Here is a 19,112-nt window from a genome sequence, read left to right as displayed (position 1 = left end):
ATCGCGCTCGGCGCCGGCTCGGTCTCGGTCACCGTCACGGCGACCGATGGCGACGGCGACCACGTCACACAAAGCGCCGACATCTCCCAGACCATCGTCTTCGAGGATGACGGGCCGAAGGCCGTCGGAACCGCCTCGATCACGGCGAATGTCGACGAAGACGGGCTTGCCGGACACAACCCAGATGCCGGCAGGCCGGGTGAGACGGGAGCGATCGGCCTTTCCGCGACCGTCACGGGCGCTGCCGGCGCGCTGACCGCGCTCGTCGACTTCGGCGCCGACGGCCCGGGCGCCCAGGCGTTTCATCTTGCCTCGACGGCCGTGCCGGCGGATTCCGGCCTTACGTCGCAGGGCGCGCATGTGCTCATCGTATCCGATGGGAGCACCTTGCATGGTTATGCCGAGGCAGGAAACGGCGCCGGATTCTCGGACGGCGACCGCGAGGTCTTCCGGCTGACCGTGAGTGCCGACGGCTCCTACGTCTTCACGCTCAAGGATCAGATCGATCATCCCACGCTGGACGGCCAGGCCGGAGACAATGGCGAAAACCAGCTGACGAGCCCGATCGATCTTTCCTCGTATATCGTCGCGACCGACGGTGACGGCGACTCCATCTCCCTTGGCGCCGGGACCTTCCTGATCCAGGTCCTCGACGACATTCCGGTGCAGACCAGCGCCACCGTCTCCGGCAATGTCGGCGAGGACGCGCTTTTGCTGGCGAACTCGAATGGTCATTCCGTCGGCAATCCCGACGGAGATGGCCTCGGCACGGTCGCGACCGGTTCGCTGAGCTCGCTGGTCTCCGCCGGGGCGGACGAACCCGGTTCCTTCTCGCTGATCCAGAACCCCGCTGGCTTGCCGGCGGCGACATCGAAGGGCGAGGCGATCGTCTACCACGTCGACGGCACGGTGCTGACCGGCTATGTCGAGAGCGGAACACCCGGCCTCGATGCGGGCGACCGCAAAGTCTTCACCCTCGATGTCCAGCCGAACGGCACCTACACCTTCACCTTGCTGGACCAGATCGACCACCTGCCGAACTCCCCCGCCAACGATGACAACCAGAAGCTGGTGCTCGACTTCACACATGCGCTCCAGTTCACCGACGCCGACGGCGACACGATCGCGATCACCGGCGAGACGACGACCACGACAGCCACAACAGGCATGAGCCTGCATTCCGGCCATTACGGCACCTATACCGTGGGCGGCGTTACGTTCGACGGACTAACGTTCAATGGAGCCTTGGCTCACGATTTCAACAATGGCGCCGGGAGCGATTCCTTCAACGTTTCGGGTCAGGGCGTCGGCATCGGCGACAATCATATCCATGACAATGAGGGCTTCATCTTCTCGCGGCCCGGCACCGACGCGGTGAGCTTCACCATCAACGGCAACGGTTCGGGCACAATTTCCTGGGAAGCCTACAATGGCGCCGGCGTGCCGGTTTCCGGGAGCTCCGGTTTCCAGATAGGAACGATGACTGTGCCGGCCAACGGCTCAGTCGTCACGATCGACCCGGCGGGCACGTTCGACCATCTGGTGATCCGCTTCGATCTCGACAGCGGCGACAAGATCCGCGCCGAAAATTTCCTCTATACGTCGACCACCACCACCAGCGGCGGCGTCTTCACCATTGGCATCGAGGACGACATTCCGGTAGCGCTGAACGGCAGCGCCAATCTTCCGACCGTCTACGAAGACACGCTGACCGGCCTGTCGAGCGGAAATTCGGAAGGCGGCAGCCAGCCAACCTCGGTTACGTTTGGGGCATCGGCCTTCGTCCCACTGCTTTCGATCGGCGCTGATGACGACGCGACTTTCTCCTTCAACGTCGAAAAGAATGGAACTCAGGCGGGCGTGTCGTCGGGGGGATCGGCGGTTCATTTCGTTGTGGGTGTCGATGCCGTCGATGGTGTCGCGGCGGACGGTCGCACCGTATTCACGATTGCGGACAACAACAACGGCACCTTTACGCTGACGCTGCTCGATCACCTCGACCATAGCCTCAATTCCGGCGACAGCGGGACGATGGCGATCGACATCGGCTCGCTCTTCAAGGCGACCGACTTCGACGGCGACAGCGTCAACCTGGCCGGCACGTTGAACATTGTGGTCGAAAATGACAGGCCAGTGATCGCTGCGGCGGAGGCCACCGTGGCGGAAAGCACCGCAGCGGGTTCCACAAACGCATTCAACGCGGCCTCCGCGACCGGCTCGCTGGGAATCTCGTGGGGAGCCGACGACGCCAATCCCAACAGCGGCATTCACGACCGCTCGGTTACCTTCAATCCGGCGTTGGCCGGCGTCCAGGCTGGCCTGACGTCCAATGGCGATGCCATCACCTACACTCTGTCCAGCAACGACACCGTGCTGACGGCGACCGCCACGCACAACTCGGTCATCCGCACCATCTTCACCGTGTCGATCAACGATCAGACTAACGGCAACTATTCGTTCAACCTGCAAGACAATATCGACCATCCGGCTGGAGCCGACCACAACGACAAGGCCCTGTCCTTCGACTTCACCGCGACGGATTCGGATGGCGACAGCACGTCGTCCACCTTCACCGTGCATGTCACCGACGACATTCCGGTCGTCACCAGCCCCGCGGGTACGGGCAATGTGTCGGAGAGCCTGCTGCCCCTGGTACAGCCGACATCCGGCGATCTCAACATCGACTGGAATGCGGACGACAAGGGATCGAGCCACCTCGAATTCGCGCGCGGTCCCGGCAACACTCTCATGGCGCCCGAAGAGCTGACCTCGGGCGGCGTTTCGCTGGAGTACACAGTCCGTCTTGCCGCCAATGGCGTCGATGAGGAACTCGTCGCCTTCAAGCAAGGCGACACCGTATCCAATCCCGTCTTCATGGTGACCCTGAACGGCGTGGGCACCCCGACCTTTGTCTTCACCCTCTGGCAGCCGCTTGACCACGACCACACCGGCGGCAGCGACGCCTCGCTGCCGCTCGGCTTCACCATCAAGGCCGTCGACGGCGACGGCGACTCCGTCACCCAGAGCTTTACGGTCAATGTCGCGGACGACGTGCCGGCCGCAGCGATGAATGCACAGGTCCAGCTCGATGACGACGGGCTGGGCGGCAATCCCGATGGCACCGGCGATGTCACTCCCGACACAGCCCACACATCCGGTACGCTCGGTCACAGCTATGGCGCCGACGGCGCCGGTACGACGCTGCTCACCGGCGCGACGCTGCCGGTTGCGGGCGGGTTCTCGGTGACCTCGAACTCAGGAACCGACCTGATCATCAGCCAGGTGCAGAACAGCGTCGTCGTCGACGTGCTGAAGGTGCATCTGGCCGACACCACATCCGGCGCCTACACGGTCACGCAGCTTCATGCGATCGAGCACCCTGCCGGCGACGACGAGAACAATCTGCAGTTCGGCGTCAACTACACCGTCACCGACGGCGACCACGACACGGCCACCGGCACGCTGTCGATCGATGTCGATGACGACACGCCGACGGCAAGTGTGAGTGCCTCGCAAAACGTCGCCGAGGGCACAACGGTCACCGGCGTGCTGGACTTCGTCGCCGGCGCCGATGGTGCGACGGTGACGCAGATCAACGGCAAGACCCTGGTGTTCGGCGCCGATGGCTACTCACAGCCAATCGCCTTCGAGCACGGCACGATGGCGGTCATGGCGAATGGCAGCTACACATTCACGGCGCAAGGCGACGACGTCTATCTTACTGGAGGCACCGCAACCGGCACCTTCACCGTAAAGGATGGCGACGGCGATACGTCGACCGCCAACTTCGGCTTTGCGATCAACGACACCACCAACGACACGACGGTCAACCTTAGCGCCTCGACGGTGTCGGAAGGAGCGGTGGCCAACTACGTCTTCACGGCAACACTGTCGAACGCCTCCCAGGGCGTGACCTTGATCACAACCGACCAGGGCGACATCACGATCGCGAACGGCCAGACCACCGGTACGCTGACGATTGCCTCGGGCAATGACGAGGACGTCTATCTCGACGCGTCGAGCCGGACCGCGACCATCATCAACACCAGCGGTGGCAATTTCGAGCATCTCGTGGTCGGCGCCGCAACGGCGACGGCGCAGGTGACCGACACTACAAACACGGTGACGGCGACGCTCACGTCCTCAACAATCCCGGTCTCGGAAAATGGCGGCTCGATCCTTTATACGGTGACGCTGACCGGCACTCCTGGTTCGGTCGCACCGACCGCACCACTGACCTTCACGCTGGCCAATGGCGAGACAGTGACAGTCGCCACCGGCGCTACAACAGGATCCGTGACCCACACCTACACGGACGCCCAGATCACCGACCAGGCGAATATTTCCAATTCGATCGCGTCGGTGCAGTCGGGGGGCAGCGAATACGAGCATCTGGTCACGGCGGGCTCGACCACCGTCGACGTCAACTACTTGACGACGCTTACCGGTCTGACGCTGCAAGCTTCGGGCGGGGATACGTTCGTCGATGAAAAGGGCCTGGATATCCGTAGCGGCGAACCTGCGGGATCTAGCGAAAACGACAACAATCCGGCTACCAATGTCGATCCGTCGGAAAGCAACACCGGCGCCTTCGGTTTCACATCGCCCGACGGCCTGGTCACGCTGACGATCGGGACCACAGCGCTGACCTTGGCGGAGTTACAGGCCGCCTCGCCCGGAGCGCCGGTGACCATCTTGGGCGGCCCGGCCTACGGATTGCTCCAGGTGACAAGCTTTGTCGGAGACGCGACCGGCGGCACGGTGACCTACAAGTTCACCTTGCTCGACAATGTCACCCATCCGAATACAACGGCGGATGCGACGCCCGGTGACCGTGGCCTCCAGGATCAGGTGTTTGCGAACTACGGTGTTGTCGTTACAGACACCGACGGCAGCAGCACCACCTCTTCGCTCGACATCGCGATACGCGATGATGGCCCAACGGCCCACAATGACACCGATTCCTTCGGCACTGGCATCATAGGCAGCTCGATCCTCGGCAATGTGATAGACGGCGCCGGCACCAACGAAGGTCTGCCCGGCACCGGTATCGACACCCTGGGTGCCGACGGCGCCAAGATCAGCGGCGTCACTGGCTCTGGTGGATCGGACACCGATGTGGCTGGCGGCGGCTTCGTCGTCAGCGGCCAATTCGGCACGCTGGCTCTGCAGGAGGACGGCAGCTACGTCTATACCCGTGTCTCCGGCCTGGCCGGCAGCGACGTGTTCACCTACACGCTGAAGGACGGCGACGGCGACACCTCGACCGCGACGCTGACCGTCGGGCTCGACAGCACCGGTCAGCCGACCGCCACCTCGTCGAGCATCGTGGTCGACGAAGACGATCTTGCCGCGGGCGTCCACAACACCAATAGCACGGGCGACGATACGACTTCGAACCCCGCGGACATATCGCTCGGCAGCTATGGGCCGGACGGGCATGGCTCGCTCAGCTTCGACGTTGCCAATGGCGACACCGTCATGGACGGCGGTTTCACAGTGAAGCATGACGGTGTCGCGCTCCACTATTACTACGACACGGCCTCACACACCTTGTACGGCACGACCGACACGTCCGGCGCGACGGCCGCAGCCAACCACGCCGCCTTCAAGATCGAGGTCAACCAGACAGCGGCGACCTATAACTTCACGCTGCTGCAGGAGGTCGATCACCCGCAAGGCGGCGGCGAGAACGACATCAATCTTTCGCTTGGGTACACCATCACCGACTCCAATGGCGACCACGCCAACGGCACGGTCGGCATCAAGATCGACGACGATATGCCGGTGGCGAGGCCGGACACCGTGCAAGTAGACGAAGGCAGCAAGCCGACGCTCAATGCGATCCTCGTGCTCGATCTTTCGCTCAGCATGAACAGCGATCCGGATGGCGCGGGCGGTTTCACTACCCGGCTTGCACTCATGCAGGCAGCGGTCCAGAATTTCCTGAGCAGTTCGACAGTGATCTTCAACCAGATCACAATCTATTCTTTCGGAGTAGGAGCCGAGCTCGTCGGCCAGTACACGATCGGTGAAAGCAACTACATCCAGAGTGCCATCAACACTGTAAACGGGTTCAATTCGAATAGTCTCTCGGCTGGCACGCAATATGACTCCGCCGCCAACCTGATCGACGGCAGAAGCAGTAGTGCCGATCGCTACGCGAATTTGCCGCATCCCACGGCCGACGCCACCAACATCTACTTCCTGAGCGACGGCGACCCGCAATCGGGAGCGAGCCTGGATGCGATCGAGCAGAGCAGCTGGAGTAATTTCCTCGCCAGCAGCCAAGTGAACCAGGTCTTCGCGCTTGGCTTCAGCGATATCGCCAATACAAATTTCCTGGCGCAGATCGCCTCGCGCCCAGGCGATATTGCCGAAGCGGTGACGGATCCGACCGAGCTCTCATCGACGCTGGCGGGTGCGCTGCCATCGTCCGCCTCGGGCAGCATTCTTGCCGATCATGGCCTTGGCGTCGATGCGTTTGGCGCTGACGGCGGCCACATCCAGTCGATTGCGATCGACGGTACGACCTATACGTTCAATGGAACGAACGCCATCAGCCTTTCCGGCGCATTACCCGGCGCGCATCTGCTTGCGAACGACGGCAAGTCGATCGAGGTGAGCACGAGCGCCGGCGGCAAGCTGACATTCTATTTCGCCGACGAGGGTATCCATCATGCGGGCGACTACGACTACACCGCACCGGTGAACGTCAATGCGGACAAGATCGAGACATTCCACTATGTCCTGGTGGATGGCGACGGCGACACGGCCGGAGCGGATCTGCAGGTAACGGTTCTGGATATCCCGAACGCCGCACCCGTCATCACCGCACCCAATGGCGGCAGTGATTTCACCATCAGCGTGCCGGAAAACACGACTGCGGTGACTGACATCAACGCGACCGACGCCAATGGCGACGCGCTGACCTATTCGCTCCTCGGCACCGCAGGCACGGATTTTGCCAAGTTTTCGATCAATGCATCGACTGGCGTGCTCACCTTCATCTCGGCACCGAATTTCGAGGCGCCAACAGACAATGGCAGCAACAATTCCTATGTCGTCAACGTTCAGGTTTCGGACGGCCACGGCGGCACGGACACGCAGCAGATCACGGTGAACGTCACTGACGTTATGGAGATTACAACTGGCAACGATTTCGTCCGAACCAATTTCGATGGCGTTCAGTTCACTGTGCCTGAATGGGCTTTCCTGCACAATGATACAGGGGCAACCGACATCTCGGCAGTCTCAAACGCCATCGGCCTTACGGTGAACAATTCGTCGAACGCGATAAACATCGATGACGGAAACAATGCCGATGGTGGAACTTTTGATTACACGGCGACGAACGGCGCTGGAACAGACACCGCAAGCGTGCAAGTCTTTAACCGCAACGGCGGCGGCGACATAGCGGGGACAGCTGCGAACGAAATCCTTGTGGGCGACGGCAATGGCGATATTTTCGACGGAGCTGGCGGTGTCGACATAATATTGGCTGGTGGCGGCAACGACATGATCGTGGCCGATCAGAGCGACTATGTGATCGACGGCGAAGGCGGAACAGACACCCTGCGGGTCAGTGCAAACTTCACCAGTGCGTCTGACGCGCAGATCGTAAACATCGAGAACGTGACGCTGACGGCAGCGGCGACCCTTGATCTGTCCAACCAGACTGAGGGGTTCACGATCACCGGTTCGGCTGGCATAGATTCGATTACTGGCGGATCGGGCAACGACATCATTGTTGGCACCCAGACCGACACGCTCCTTGCGGGCGGTGGTGGAACCGACACACTGCAACTCGGCGCCAGTTTCAACGACAACAACGACGGTCAGATCACGGGTATCGAGAACATTACGCTGACGGCGGCAAGCACACTCGACTTGTCCAGCCAGACAGAGGCCTTCAAAATCATCGGCTCATCGAGCGCGGACACTATTACCGGCGGTTCGGCCAATGACATCATCAATGGCGGAGGTGGCAACGATACACTGAGTGGCGGGGCAGGAAACGACCAATTCAGGTTTGCTACGAATGCAGGAACCGACACCATCAATAGTTTCGTGGCCGGTGCTGATAAAATTGGCTTCCTCGAAGGTACAGGTACGGGCGCCGTCAATTTTGGCACAGCCGGAACGGCGGCCGGCGCGACATTTGCGGCTGGAGATCTCGTCTCCCATACGACCATCGCGGGGATTGCCAATAGCGACGACAACAAGGTCATCCTGATCACCACTGCGCAAGCTTCGAATGTCATAGACAATGCCACGGGCAACGCGACGAACTCATACGTGGTTGTGTACGACTCCAATGACAATCGCGCGGAGATCTGGTTCGACACCGACTGGAGCACAGCGAGTAGCCGCACCCAAGTAGCGACCATCAATGGACTCACTCAAGCCCAGGTAGCCGCTCTCACCGTTTCCGACTTCGTCGCCTACAACAGCGCCACCGACCCGATCATCCTCGACCTCAACCACGACGGCTTCGCCTTCTCCGACCTCAGCCACGGTGTCCAGTTCGACATCAATGGCGACGGCGCCAAGGACCAAATCGCCTGGAACACCTCGAATGACGGCATGCTGGCGGTGGATCTCAACCATGACGGCAAGATTGACGACGGCACCGAGCTGTTCACGCCGAGCTTCGGCGGCGGCAAGTTCGCCAGCGGGGCGGCGGCACTCGCCTCGCTCGATGGCAATCATGACGGCGTCATCGATCACAATGACGCCGCCTTCGACAGCCTGCTGATCTGGAAGGACGCCAATACCAACGGCGCCAGCGATGCCGGGGAATTGTCGCACCTCGCGGATAACGGTATCGTCTCGATCAGCACGGCGGCCAGCCCCGCCGTGGGGGAAATCGACGGGCAGACCGTGACAGGCAACGGCACGTTCCAGATGGCCGACGGCACCACCGGCAACTATGTCGAGGTCGAACTCGACACCTCGCTCGGTGCCCCCGCACAGCCGACCGTCGCCTCCGACGGCACGAAGACCTTCGCCATCGGCTCTCTCGAGGTGACCGACCTGATCGCCGACTTCCATGACGGGGCCAAGGGCGACCAGATCGATCTTACGGCATTGCTGAAGGGCCTGGCCGGCGTCACCGATCTCGAAGCCGGCGGCTTCGTGGAGATCGCGCAGTCCTCCGCCAATGCGGCGAACGCCGAGGTCAAGGTCGACACCAATGGCGGCGGCGACAATTATCACACGGTGGCGGTGCTGGAGAACTATACGTTCCACAGTGCGGCCGAAGCAGTCAAAATACTCTATGACGACAGCCATGGTACCAAGCAGGACGTGGCCTAAGGGGCGAAAGGAACGGGGTGAGCAACATGAACAGAATCTTGCGGGTGGCTTTCGGGGCCGGTCTGCTGTCGATCTTGTCGACGGGCCTCAATGCCGCCGACATCATCGAAGGAACCATGGGCGATTATTGCGGTGTCGTCGGCACCTCCGACCTGGTGCTGAACGACAACATCGTCGATCTCAGGGATCAGGTGGTGAAGCTGATGGACGAGTCGGTCGCCGTCGCAAACAGCTCGGAATGGATCAATTCGTCCCGGCCGGTTTTCGTCTGGGCCTCGGAAGCCAAGGTCGCCTGCGGCATGGCTTACGGCTATCTGAAGACGAACTACAAGGACGAAGACACGCTCAACAAATGCGAGTGTTTCCACGATCGCATGGTCGAGTACATGCACTGACCGGATAGGTAACCTGCGCCTGTTGGCCACCATGGCAGCGGACGGATCAACTCCTGAAGGCGATCGCCGCAACGATCGCCCTGGCCGGCATTGGCCAAGTCGTCACGCTGGCTTGCGCCGACCGGCTGGAGCAGCCTCCCATGGCACAACCTCCGTCGTCCGGCTCGGCGCAGCCGATCCATTGTGACGCAACCGCAGTGTGGTATGCGACAGACATTCAAGGCGTTCGTGAGCTATCAGCCGACCGTGCCGTTGGCGACGTTCGGCGTTTCCGCGTTTCGTCGGACCGCGATACCTTCTCAGGGCAAGCGCGACGGATCGGGGCGCTGAGGGCTCGGCTCTTCGGCGGCTGAAGAAAAACAGGACGGCACGACCAGTTCGCCGTAACATGCGTCGGAGACCAGACCGGGATAATAAACCGGCGGTGAACAGGGTGGGACAATCATGGAAGCTGGCCGACGGGTCCGTGGGCTGAAGATTTGGGCAACCGCCTTCGCGCTCGACGCGGTATTGTCGGGCTGCCAGTCGAAGGGGGGCGTTACCGAAGCGCTCGATCCGGCGGCGATTGCCGCGCCTGCCGGGCAGGACGGCGCCGCGGCCGCCGGCCCGGTCGAGGCAACCCAGTCGCTGGGTACCGGTTCGACGAAAATTACCATGCTGCTGCCATTATCCGCCCCGGGATCGGCGGGGCAAAATGGCCGCAAGATGCTGGATGGCGCCAAGCTCGCGATGACCGATATCGGCAATGGATTGCTTACGCTGACCGTGGAGGACACCAAGGGCGACAACGCACAGGCCGGCAAATTGGCGCTGCAAGCCCTGACGACCGGCACGAAAGTCGTCATCGGGCCGACCGAACTGCCGGCAGCCCAGCATATCGCCACATTGTCGGGATCGAAGCGGCCGCCCGTGCTGGCGCTTGCCGACAATTTCGCGGGCGGCGCCGGTGTTTATGCCGTGCGCCTCAGCGAAGCGGACAGTGCGGCGGCGGGCGCCGCGGGCATCGCCGCGAAAGGCGGAAAAAAATTCGTACTGTTTGTCGCGGGTGGCTCGAACGCCAGCACGGTCGAGAAGCGGGTCGCCAACAGTCTCAGCATCTATGGCGCGACGCTCGCCGTCACCGTTCCATATTCGGCCGGCGACGGCGCCGCCAAGGCGGTCGACGAAATGGCCTCGCTCGTGGACACTCCCGACGCTGTCATCATTGCCAGCGGCGATGCCAGCCCCTCGCCTATCCTTGCCGCCCTCAAATCAAAGGGCATTGCGGGCAAGGCGACCTCCGTCGTTGGAACCAGCCGTTGGCTGGAGCATCCCATGGAACCATCGTTCGAGGGAGCCTATATCGCAACGCTCGATCCGGGCGAAACCGGGCCGATCGCCGATCGCTTCAGGACGACATACAATTATCCCGCCGACGTCAACGTAGCCTACGCTTATGATATGGTTGCGCTGACTGCAGGAATTGCCAGCGCGGTCGGACCTGACGGTTTCAGCAAACAGGTGCTCGAAAATCCGAGTGGATTTCGCGGATCGACCGGCCTGTTCCGCTTTCGCGCCGATGGATCCAGCCAAAGATCGATGCCATTCTATCGGATAGAAAAGGGTGCGCTCAAACTGGTTGCCAAATCGACCTCGGGGTTCTGACCGTCCGGTAACGAACGCTGTGCTGGCCCGGCTGGTCATTACGGTCGGAGGCCTCGAGCTGCTGTTCGGGATTGCCCTGATCATGCATGCCGGAGCCTTGCTTGCGACCGACAGGCCTGCCCTTGGGACTCGTGTCGAGAATGCCGGGCAACCAGCCCGGTCGCAGACGACTGTTCTCGACGGAGAATGGCGAGAAGCGCGCAGGGTTGCCGAGGGCATTGTCGCGCTGCCGTCGATTGACCTGCCCGAGATCGAGCGGATCGAAGCCCGGCCGCCGCTCGGCGACCTCGGCCTCGCCGTGCCCCCTAAAACGCCCATGCCAGATGACTGGCGCGAAACCCTGCTCTTCCGGCCAATGGCAACGTCATCGGCGACTTTCGAATCCATGGGACGCAAAGTGGCCGTCAGTGGTGTGGCCAGCATAGAACCGGAAGCCACCTGCTCGTTTCACGATGTCGCTTGGTCCTGCGGCCAGCGCGCACGCGCCGCCTTCAACTCCTGGCTGCGTGGGCGCGCGCTGAAGTGCTTCATGCCGCCGGAGATCGAACGTTTTGCCATTGCCGCGCCGTGTAGTCTTGGCAAGCAGGATGTCGGCGCCTGGCTTGTGTCCAACGGCTGGGCGATCGCGCTGCCCACCGGCATCTATGGCAAGGCGCAAGCAGTCGCCGAGGACGCGGAGGTGGGAGTTTTCGGCCCGCCGCGATAGGCGAAATCGATTCACGATTCGCACATCGATCAAATTGTATGGTTTGCCGCAACTGAAATTGCGCATGCCGGCGCTATGCTCGCCGATCTGACAGGAGATTGGTAATGGCACAAGCCGAAACGACCGCCACCGAGCCGGTATGGAAGGGTGTCGCGTGGCTCGCCTTCCTGGGGACCGTTGGCAGCCTTGCCCTCTCCGTGGGCTTCAATTATCTGCTGTTGTTCAGCGATGTCTTGACGCCGTTCGGGCGCAGCATGGTCACTGCGGTGCTGCTGCCTCTGATCATCGGTCTGCCGCTTTTCGTATTGATCGGCTTGAAGCAGGCCCAGATCCGCGGCTACCGGCGGGAGCTCAACAGGGCCGAGACCTATGACAGGGTGACAGGCTGCCTGAACGGCCCGGTTTTCACCTCGATGGTCGAGCGGCGCGCGGCCAGGCCGTCAGCGCCAGGGCCGCGCTCGGGCGCCTTCCTGGTGATTCATGCCGAACACCTTCGCTCCATAAATCTTCGCTTCGGCCCAGATTGGGGCGATGAGGCCTTGCGGCTCGTCGCATCGGCCATTCAGTCTTCGGTCCGCAAGGAGGATATGGTAGGTCGCATAGGAACATCGATGTTCGGAGTCTTTCTTCCAGGTACGACCGAAGCGGAGGCCGCGGAAATTGGCGAGCGCATTCGGGCAAGCGTCGCGCGGGTCTATTTCGCGCCCAAGGGGACCGAGGACGTTCTGGCGATCAGCCTGGGAAGCACCGTGTTTGAAACCGAGCTTGGATTCGAGGACATGTTTCGCTCAGCGGAAGCGCAATTATCCGCCCGCGCATCCGCCGAAACGCGCCCTACAGGTCTCCAGTAGGCCGCTTTAACCTTGGCGAAGCCAATAACTGGCGGCAAATCGACGTTTGGACACATTCCTAAAGCTCAGCGAGCAGGGCCGCTCGACAGGCACAAGCACTTGATCGATCTCGTTGCCGGAAACCTCATCGGCGCGGAAAGAGAACCTCGCCCATTCCAAGCACCGCGTTGTCGCCGCCATATTTATGTGGTGCGCTCCCCAGCAGCGGCCGTTTCAAAATGCCTTCGGCGATCAGATGACGATCGATGACGGTGGCGAAAACGCTCTCCGGCGCGCCACACTCGACGAAGCTCGGTGACAGATGTCCTGGCGCGCGATCGAGAAGGATCGAACCGCGGCGCATCAGGTAGCCGGGCATTTCACCGATGCCCCCGGCTACCACCAGCGTGCCTGCGATCATGCGGCTGCCGGCATAGTCGCCCGAGCCTTTCAGCACAGAGATCAGACCGCGCCGCATGCGGTCCGCGGCGAAGGCGCCCGCCCTGCCCCTGACGATCAGCACGCCGCCATTCATGCCGGCCAGTTCGCCGACGAGCGGCGCACCAAGGTGATCGCCGACATTGCCTGTTATCTCCAGCCTGCCGCCGCGCATGCCAGAGCCGGCGTGCGGCCCCGCATTGCCTTCGATCGTCAGCTTGCCGCCGCGCATGGCGCGCCCGGCCTGCGCGCCAGTATTGCCGATCACGCGAACCGATCCACCTCCCATGCCTTGCGCCACCCGGTCGAGGCGCGCGCTTCCTCCTTCGAACACGATGCTTAGCGGATCGCTGCCGGCGAGGCGAAAAATGTCGCCCACCTTCGATCCGTGCTTCGACATGCCGATTCGGATTTTTTCGATATCCCGTCTTTCGCTCCCAGCAAGCCGCTCCGGCGTCAGCGGCGACAGGTCGAGGCGCTCAGGCGGTTCGGCAACAAGAGTGAAGGTCAGCGCCTTCATGGCAACATATCCTTCAGCGAATAGATGAACTTACCGAGCTTGCCGCCGTAATTGCCGGCGCCGATGCGAACCGCGCCTTTCTTCGGTCCGAGCTGGAGGACGGCCTTGATGCCGGCCTTCATCGCCGCGGCAACGGCATCATTGGTCTCACCATCAATGACGATTTCCAGGACGGCGTTGATGTCGGGGCCGAGCTCACTCGCAACCACACCGCGCAGTGTCGGCGCGTAGCCTTCGTTGGCCGAGGCGATCATGCCCTTGTATTTGCCACCTATCTTGGAACCCGAACGGGCGATGCCGCCCGGGAACGGCACGATGGCACCGGGCACCATTCCGATCGCGGCGACCGCGGCCTCGGCCGCGACCAATGCGTTGGCGCTGCTTTCGGCCATGACAAAGAAATTGCCGCCGCCGACGGCTTCCTTCGTCAGTCCGGTTGTCGCCTCGCAGAGGAATTCACCATCCATGACGGGAATGCGCCAGAAATGCCTGTCGCCGATCTTCTTGGAGATTTGCCAGCCATCGCCGAAATAACGCAGTGCCGAACCGAGCTTGAGCTTGGCGCTGCCCTCCAGCCCGGCAAAGCAAGCGGAGCCCGGCGAAGTCAAAACACACTGCCCGACGCGATTGAGCAGTTGCTTCTGCAATTCATCGGTTCCCATCGCGAAGATCATCACGCGGCAGCCGGGCCGGCCATCCGGGGTGGCTGACGGCGGCAGGTCGGCATCGATTGCCGCTTCGCAGCCGCAACCGATTACCGAGGTGGCGAAGCCGGTCATCGTGATCGCCGCCTGCCGTGCCCATTTCCGGTTCGGCGCGGTGATGATGATGGCGGTTGCCCGCATCCCAAAGGCTTCGGCAAAAGTATCGTCGATCGTTACGCCATTTACGCTCACGTTCGGCATGGCACCTCGCCGAATGGCTGTTCACGCGCAATCGCGGAATCCGGGAAATTGAACCAATCTAAGGACAGGCCGTAGCGCTGCTGGTGATAGTCCTCCAGACGCCGCACCATCGCCTTGTCCACAGGTGGATTAAGCCTGAGGGCCTTGCCCCAGCGGTAATGGATGATCTCCCCGTCCTGCACGACGAGATCGCCATCCTTGAAAACATATGCCGCCTGTCCGAGCATTTTCGCGATACTTTCGTTCCTGCGATAGACAGCAATATCGGCTATCGCGCCGGCGCCGAGATGGCCTCGATCCGTCAACCCAAGCAGCCTGGCCGGCGCTGCGCGCGTCATGATGGCTATTTCCTCGAACGTGTATTCGCGATCGATTGCGGACAAGGTAGAGTGCGCTAAGGCGGATCGTGAAAGTCCAGCGGCCATTTCGGTGCGTGCTTCCCGCCTCATCAGCAGCTCGAACAGAGCCGGATAAGCGGTAAAGGGTGCACCGTTGGGGTGATCGGTGGTGAAGAACACACGCCAGGGATCGTCGATCAGGAGAAAAAGCTCGAGCCCGATCGCCCACTGCATCGTGCCATAAAAGTCCTTGCCATAGCTGTAGGGCACGATGCCGCCGCCATTGCCATCCCCGTCATGAATGACGGTCTTTTTCGGATGCGCGTTGCCCCGCGCCGAGAACTGCCGCATGACGTCGGAGGAGACCGTGACCGTCTGACCGAACATCACCTGACCGATATCGATGGTGACTTCCGGCGTCGTGTTGACCAGTTCGGCAAGCCGCGCGGCAGCGGAGGAAAATCTTCGCTTTCCTTCCGTGCCATAGCCATAGAACTGGAGGTGGGCAAGGTGCAGCGGCTGCCCATCCGCCGCCGCAATCGTCGCGGCCGCCGTGTCCGCAGATCCGGGAATGCCCAGATTGTTGCAATGGACATGCAAAGGATGCGGCAGGCCAAGATTGTCGACGGCGGCCTGCAGCGTCTTGACGATGTTGCGCGAGCTGACGCCGTAGGAAGGCACCACATCGTCCAGCGCGAACGTGCGTGCGTTTTCCTTGAAGGCGGCCGCTGCACCGGCGTTGATCACCTTGACCCCGAGCGCTCGCGTCGAGGCGACCGTCCAGGCGACATAGTCCTCGATCATTTGAGGTGTGGCGGCGTCACGGATCATTGACAGCAGGAAGTCGTCGTTGCCGAGAATGGCGAGCGTCGCCTTGTCGATGATCGGGATGTCGGCCAGCTCGAGATGGGTGTGGAGTGCAGATCCCGGCGACATCGCCGGTTCGACGACCGTCGTGAAGCCCATCTTGGCGTAGAGACAGCCGGTCTGGAAGGTCGACCAGCCGGCATTGGAGAGCGGCGTGGTCGCCGGTCGGGCCTGATGGGCGGCATGCTGTTCGGGCAAGAGAAGCCGCGCGGTATTCACGTTACCGCCGCCAATGTGGGAGTGGATGTCGATGGCGCCCGCCATCACGATGCAGCCGGCAGCTTCGATGGTCCGGTCGGCCACCCCGTCAGCCGGCGCCGCGACGATCTTGCCGTCCTTGATCCACAGGTCGCCCTTGCCGAGGCGGCTGTTGACGGGGTCGACGATGTCGCCGTTGGCGATTTTCGTCAGCATGGCAATGCCTCGGCGAAAACCCGACTGGCGACTAGGCGAATGATCGTCGCGGCGGAGGGCAATTTCGAAGCAGCGCGGGTATCAGTCGACTTCAGCGAGCCGGTACGGCTGGAATAGACAACCGCATCGTGATCGACCCCAGCTTCGCCAATGGCGATGGTGACCGCGGCGCCTGTGACCGGCTCTTCCGTTTTAGCCAGCGCAATCAGTGCCATGCGTCCTCTTTTTCTCGGGAGTTGGGCAACCGTGGCGGAGATCCGCAGGTGCAGGTCGGCTTCGCCGGCGGCGATCATGCGCGCCACATCGTAACGCCAGGGATCGAATTCCGGGAAGCCCCGCGCAAAGCCCGTGCGCAATGGAAAACCTGTCATCCAGGTCGAGGCGAGCACGCTTCCCCACCCGTTTTCGCTCGCGGGCAGATGAAGACCAGATGCACGTGATTTGCGATTGAGATCGGCGATCAGCCCCTGCAGCATCTCCAACGCCAACCCATCGGTGGCGTGGCCTGAAAACAGGAACACGGGAAAGTGCGCAGCCGCCAGAGCCTTGGCGAAATCGTTGAAGTTCGACACCGGTCGCGATGTTTGCCGCCCCTTGTACTGCGCCCTCAGCGCCGCCAGCGTGGCGCCGAGGCTAGCCTGGCCACAGGAAAGGAGCGTTGCCTTGCGCCCGTTTTTCAACGGCGGCGCGGACACCCCGTTCGATCCCACCAGGAAGAACTCGCGCTCAATCCCGGTCGAGAGATCGGGCCTGGTCGAGAGATCGGGAACCGTGCCAGCGAGTTCGGCAACAAGATCATGATGGATTTGTGCGAGTTCGCCCACGATCACCACGATATCGGCACGCCGGCGCGTCTCCCCAGGGGCGACGGTCATCGCGCCCCTGTCGGTAAAAAGCAGGGTCTCTCGGGCAAGTGCCGCGCCGTCGGTGTGATCGTATGCCGCGCCAAGCCGCTCGGCCAGCGCGATCGCCGCCCTCGTGCCGTGTATGTCCGTATCAAAGCTGAAAACCGGGCACCGGCTTGACGATAACAGCGACGCGGCATGCGCAGCCGCGCGCTCGACCAGCGCTTCCCGGTTGCCTATCCAAGCAACCGCCATTCGCTACACTACTTTCTGGTGCCGGCCCGATCCTAGACGAAACTGGATTGGCCGTGAACCCCGCTTGCCAGCAGATTAACGAATGTTTTCATACGCTATCAACAAACTCCGACCGCGCTTAATCATATTTGATGTAAGCGAAGCGTTGATCGGTCGCCGGAGTTCCCTCCAGCGCTCCGCCTTCCTTGGCCGGCTGCCACTGGACAACGTCCTCGATCTTTCTCGCCAACTCGAAGTCCTTGTCGGTGATACCCTTCGCCGCGTGGTTCATCAGGCGTACCTCGACCCAGGCATAGGAAGCGGTGATATCGGGATGGTGCCACGCCGCCTCGGCGAGATGGCCAACCGTGTTGATGACCATCAGCGTCGACTTCCAGCTGTGGGTCTTGTATTTGCGCCGTATCCAGCCGTTTTCGTAGCGCCATTTCGGCAACTCCTTCTCAAGCCGGTCGGCAATCTCGGCGTCCGAATAGACCTTCTCCTTGACCGTTTCGCTCATCTCGACCTCCCCGAATTGCTCGGTCCGTCAACACGACAGGCCAAAGCAGAAACATGAATGCACTCTCTTTGGCTTGCTCCCTCGACGAAAACAGTTATCATCGTGGCGGGCACCTAAACTTCCATGATGCATCCATGATGCACCCATCGGGGGGCAGATGTCGAATTTTGTTACCGTACGAGTGCCCGCTCGCCTTCACCTTGGCTTCCTCGATCTCAATGGCGATGCCGGACGTCGCTTTGGCAGCGTTGGGCTTCCGTTGAGTGAACCCGAAACCGTTGTCACCCTGTCGCGGTCCGGCGAGACCATAGTCGAAGGTTCCGAGAGCGTTCGCGCCGGTGAGCACTTGTCGACGCTCTGCAGGCATCTCGGCATTCGCGGCCAGCACCATTTGGTGATCGAACAGTCGATCCCGAGTCACGCCGGCCTTGGGTCCGGCACGCAGATCGCCCTTGCCGTCGCCTCGGCACTGCGAACGCTCCACAACCTGCCTCTCGATGTCGCCGGCGACGCGACCCTGCTCGAACGAGGCGGCCGATCTGGAATCGGCATCGCAAGTTTCGAAGACGGCGGCGTGATTGTCGACGCGGGCAAGGACGAGCGTGGCGGACCGCCTCCGGTCGTGGCGCGGCTGCCGTTTCCCGAAGAATGGCGCGTCATCCTCATCCTCGACCATGCCGGGCATGGACTGCATGGCGAGGCAGAGGTCGCGGCGTTCCGTTCACTGCCACCCTTCCCGACGGCGGGCAGCGGCGAGATCTGCCGGAGGGTACTGATGGGTATCATGCCGGCCTTGGTCGAGCGCGATCTTGCGGCATTCGGCGCTGCCGTCACCGCGATACAGATGCTGATCGGCAGCCATTTCGCTCCGGCGCAGGGCGGTGTGTTCACCTCAAAGCGGGTCGAGATGGTCGCTCACCGTCTCAATAAAGCGGGCGCCGTCGGGATCGGCCAGAGTTCCTGGGGACCCGCAGGGTTTGCCTTCGCGCCGTCGCATGACGCCGCGCTCAAATTCGTCGGCGCGGTTCAGAAGACAGCCGTTGAAGACGGCCTTCAGATCAAGATCGTCAAAGGCAGGAACTCCGGCGCGAAGATCAGTTCGACCGGACTCGGTCTCGTCGGCAGCTGACGCTTCAGA

11 protein-coding genes are annotated in these 19,112 nt (G+C 62.0%); 6 read left to right on the top strand and 5 right to left on the bottom strand.

Annotated features, from left to right (window positions below):
* The 5 genes from LB547_RS24745 to LB547_RS24725 all read left to right on the top strand — a co-directional run.
* Positions 1 to 9,318 (top strand): DUF5801 repeats-in-toxin domain-containing protein (locus tag LB547_RS24745; protein WP_181178019.1); only part of this gene is annotated, 9,318 nt, incomplete at its 5' end.
* A 26-nt stretch (positions 9,319 to 9,344) separates the two neighbouring features.
* On the top strand, positions 9,345 to 9,713 hold the full coding sequence (locus LB547_RS24740) for a hypothetical protein (RefSeq protein ID WP_140672305.1): 369 nt from the start codon (positions 9,345 to 9,347) through the stop codon (positions 9,711 to 9,713).
* 444 nt (positions 9,714 to 10,157) lie between these two features.
* Positions 10,158 to 11,357, top strand: a complete 1,200-nt coding sequence (locus LB547_RS24735; RefSeq protein WP_140762933.1) for an ABC transporter substrate-binding protein — start codon at positions 10,158 to 10,160, stop codon at positions 11,355 to 11,357.
* A gap of 19 nt (positions 11,358 to 11,376) precedes the next feature.
* Entirely contained in the window at positions 11,377 to 12,063 is a 687-nt protein-coding gene (locus LB547_RS24730; RefSeq protein ID WP_140762930.1) for a thermonuclease family protein, read from the top strand.
* Positions 12,064 to 12,167: 104 nt separating this feature from the next.
* Entirely contained in the window at positions 12,168 to 12,914 is a 747-nt protein-coding gene (locus LB547_RS24725; protein WP_140672300.1) for a GGDEF domain-containing protein, read from the top strand.
* 124 nt (positions 12,915 to 13,038) lie between these two features.
* Here LB547_RS24725 and LB547_RS24720 read toward each other — a convergent pair whose 3' ends face one another.
* The 5 genes from LB547_RS24720 to LB547_RS24700 form a co-directional block, all read right to left on the bottom strand.
* Positions 13,039 to 13,851, bottom strand: coding sequence for a formylmethanofuran dehydrogenase subunit C (locus LB547_RS24720; protein WP_140672298.1), 813 nt, complete (start codon positions 13,849 to 13,851; stop codon positions 13,039 to 13,041).
* Positions 13,848 to 14,756, bottom strand: a complete 909-nt coding sequence (gene fhcD, locus LB547_RS24715) for a formylmethanofuran--tetrahydromethanopterin N-formyltransferase (protein WP_140560495.1) — start codon at positions 14,754 to 14,756, stop codon at positions 13,848 to 13,850. The genes LB547_RS24720 and fhcD overlap by 4 nt, the downstream gene beginning before the upstream one ends.
* Complete coding sequence (locus tag LB547_RS24710) at positions 14,744 to 16,375, bottom strand: formylmethanofuran dehydrogenase subunit A (protein ID WP_140672296.1); 1,632 nt, start codon at positions 16,373 to 16,375, stop codon at positions 14,744 to 14,746. The genes fhcD and LB547_RS24710 overlap by 13 nt, the downstream gene beginning before the upstream one ends.
* Entirely contained in the window at positions 16,369 to 17,475 is a 1,107-nt protein-coding gene (locus tag LB547_RS24705) for a tungsten formylmethanofuran dehydrogenase (RefSeq protein WP_140566631.1), read from the bottom strand. The genes LB547_RS24710 and LB547_RS24705 overlap by 7 nt, the downstream gene beginning before the upstream one ends.
* Before the next feature lie 118 nt (positions 17,476 to 17,593).
* Entirely contained in the window at positions 17,594 to 17,974 is a 381-nt protein-coding gene (locus LB547_RS24700; protein WP_140498164.1) for a 4a-hydroxytetrahydrobiopterin dehydratase, read from the bottom strand.
* Positions 17,975 to 18,131: 157 nt separating this feature from the next.
* Here LB547_RS24700 and LB547_RS24695 point away from each other — a divergent pair, with 157 nt between their 5' ends.
* Complete coding sequence (locus tag LB547_RS24695) at positions 18,132 to 19,103, top strand: beta-ribofuranosylaminobenzene 5'-phosphate synthase family protein (protein WP_140623844.1); 972 nt, start codon at positions 18,132 to 18,134, stop codon at positions 19,101 to 19,103.
* Positions 19,104 to 19,112 lie beyond the last annotated feature (9 nt).

The sequence above is a fragment of the Mesorhizobium sp. B264B1B genome, from assembly GCF_020165765.1.
GTDB lineage: Bacteria > Pseudomonadota > Alphaproteobacteria > Rhizobiales > Rhizobiaceae > Mesorhizobium.
Note: the sequence above shows the minus strand (reverse complement) of the source record. Positions and strands in the feature narration are given on the sequence as shown.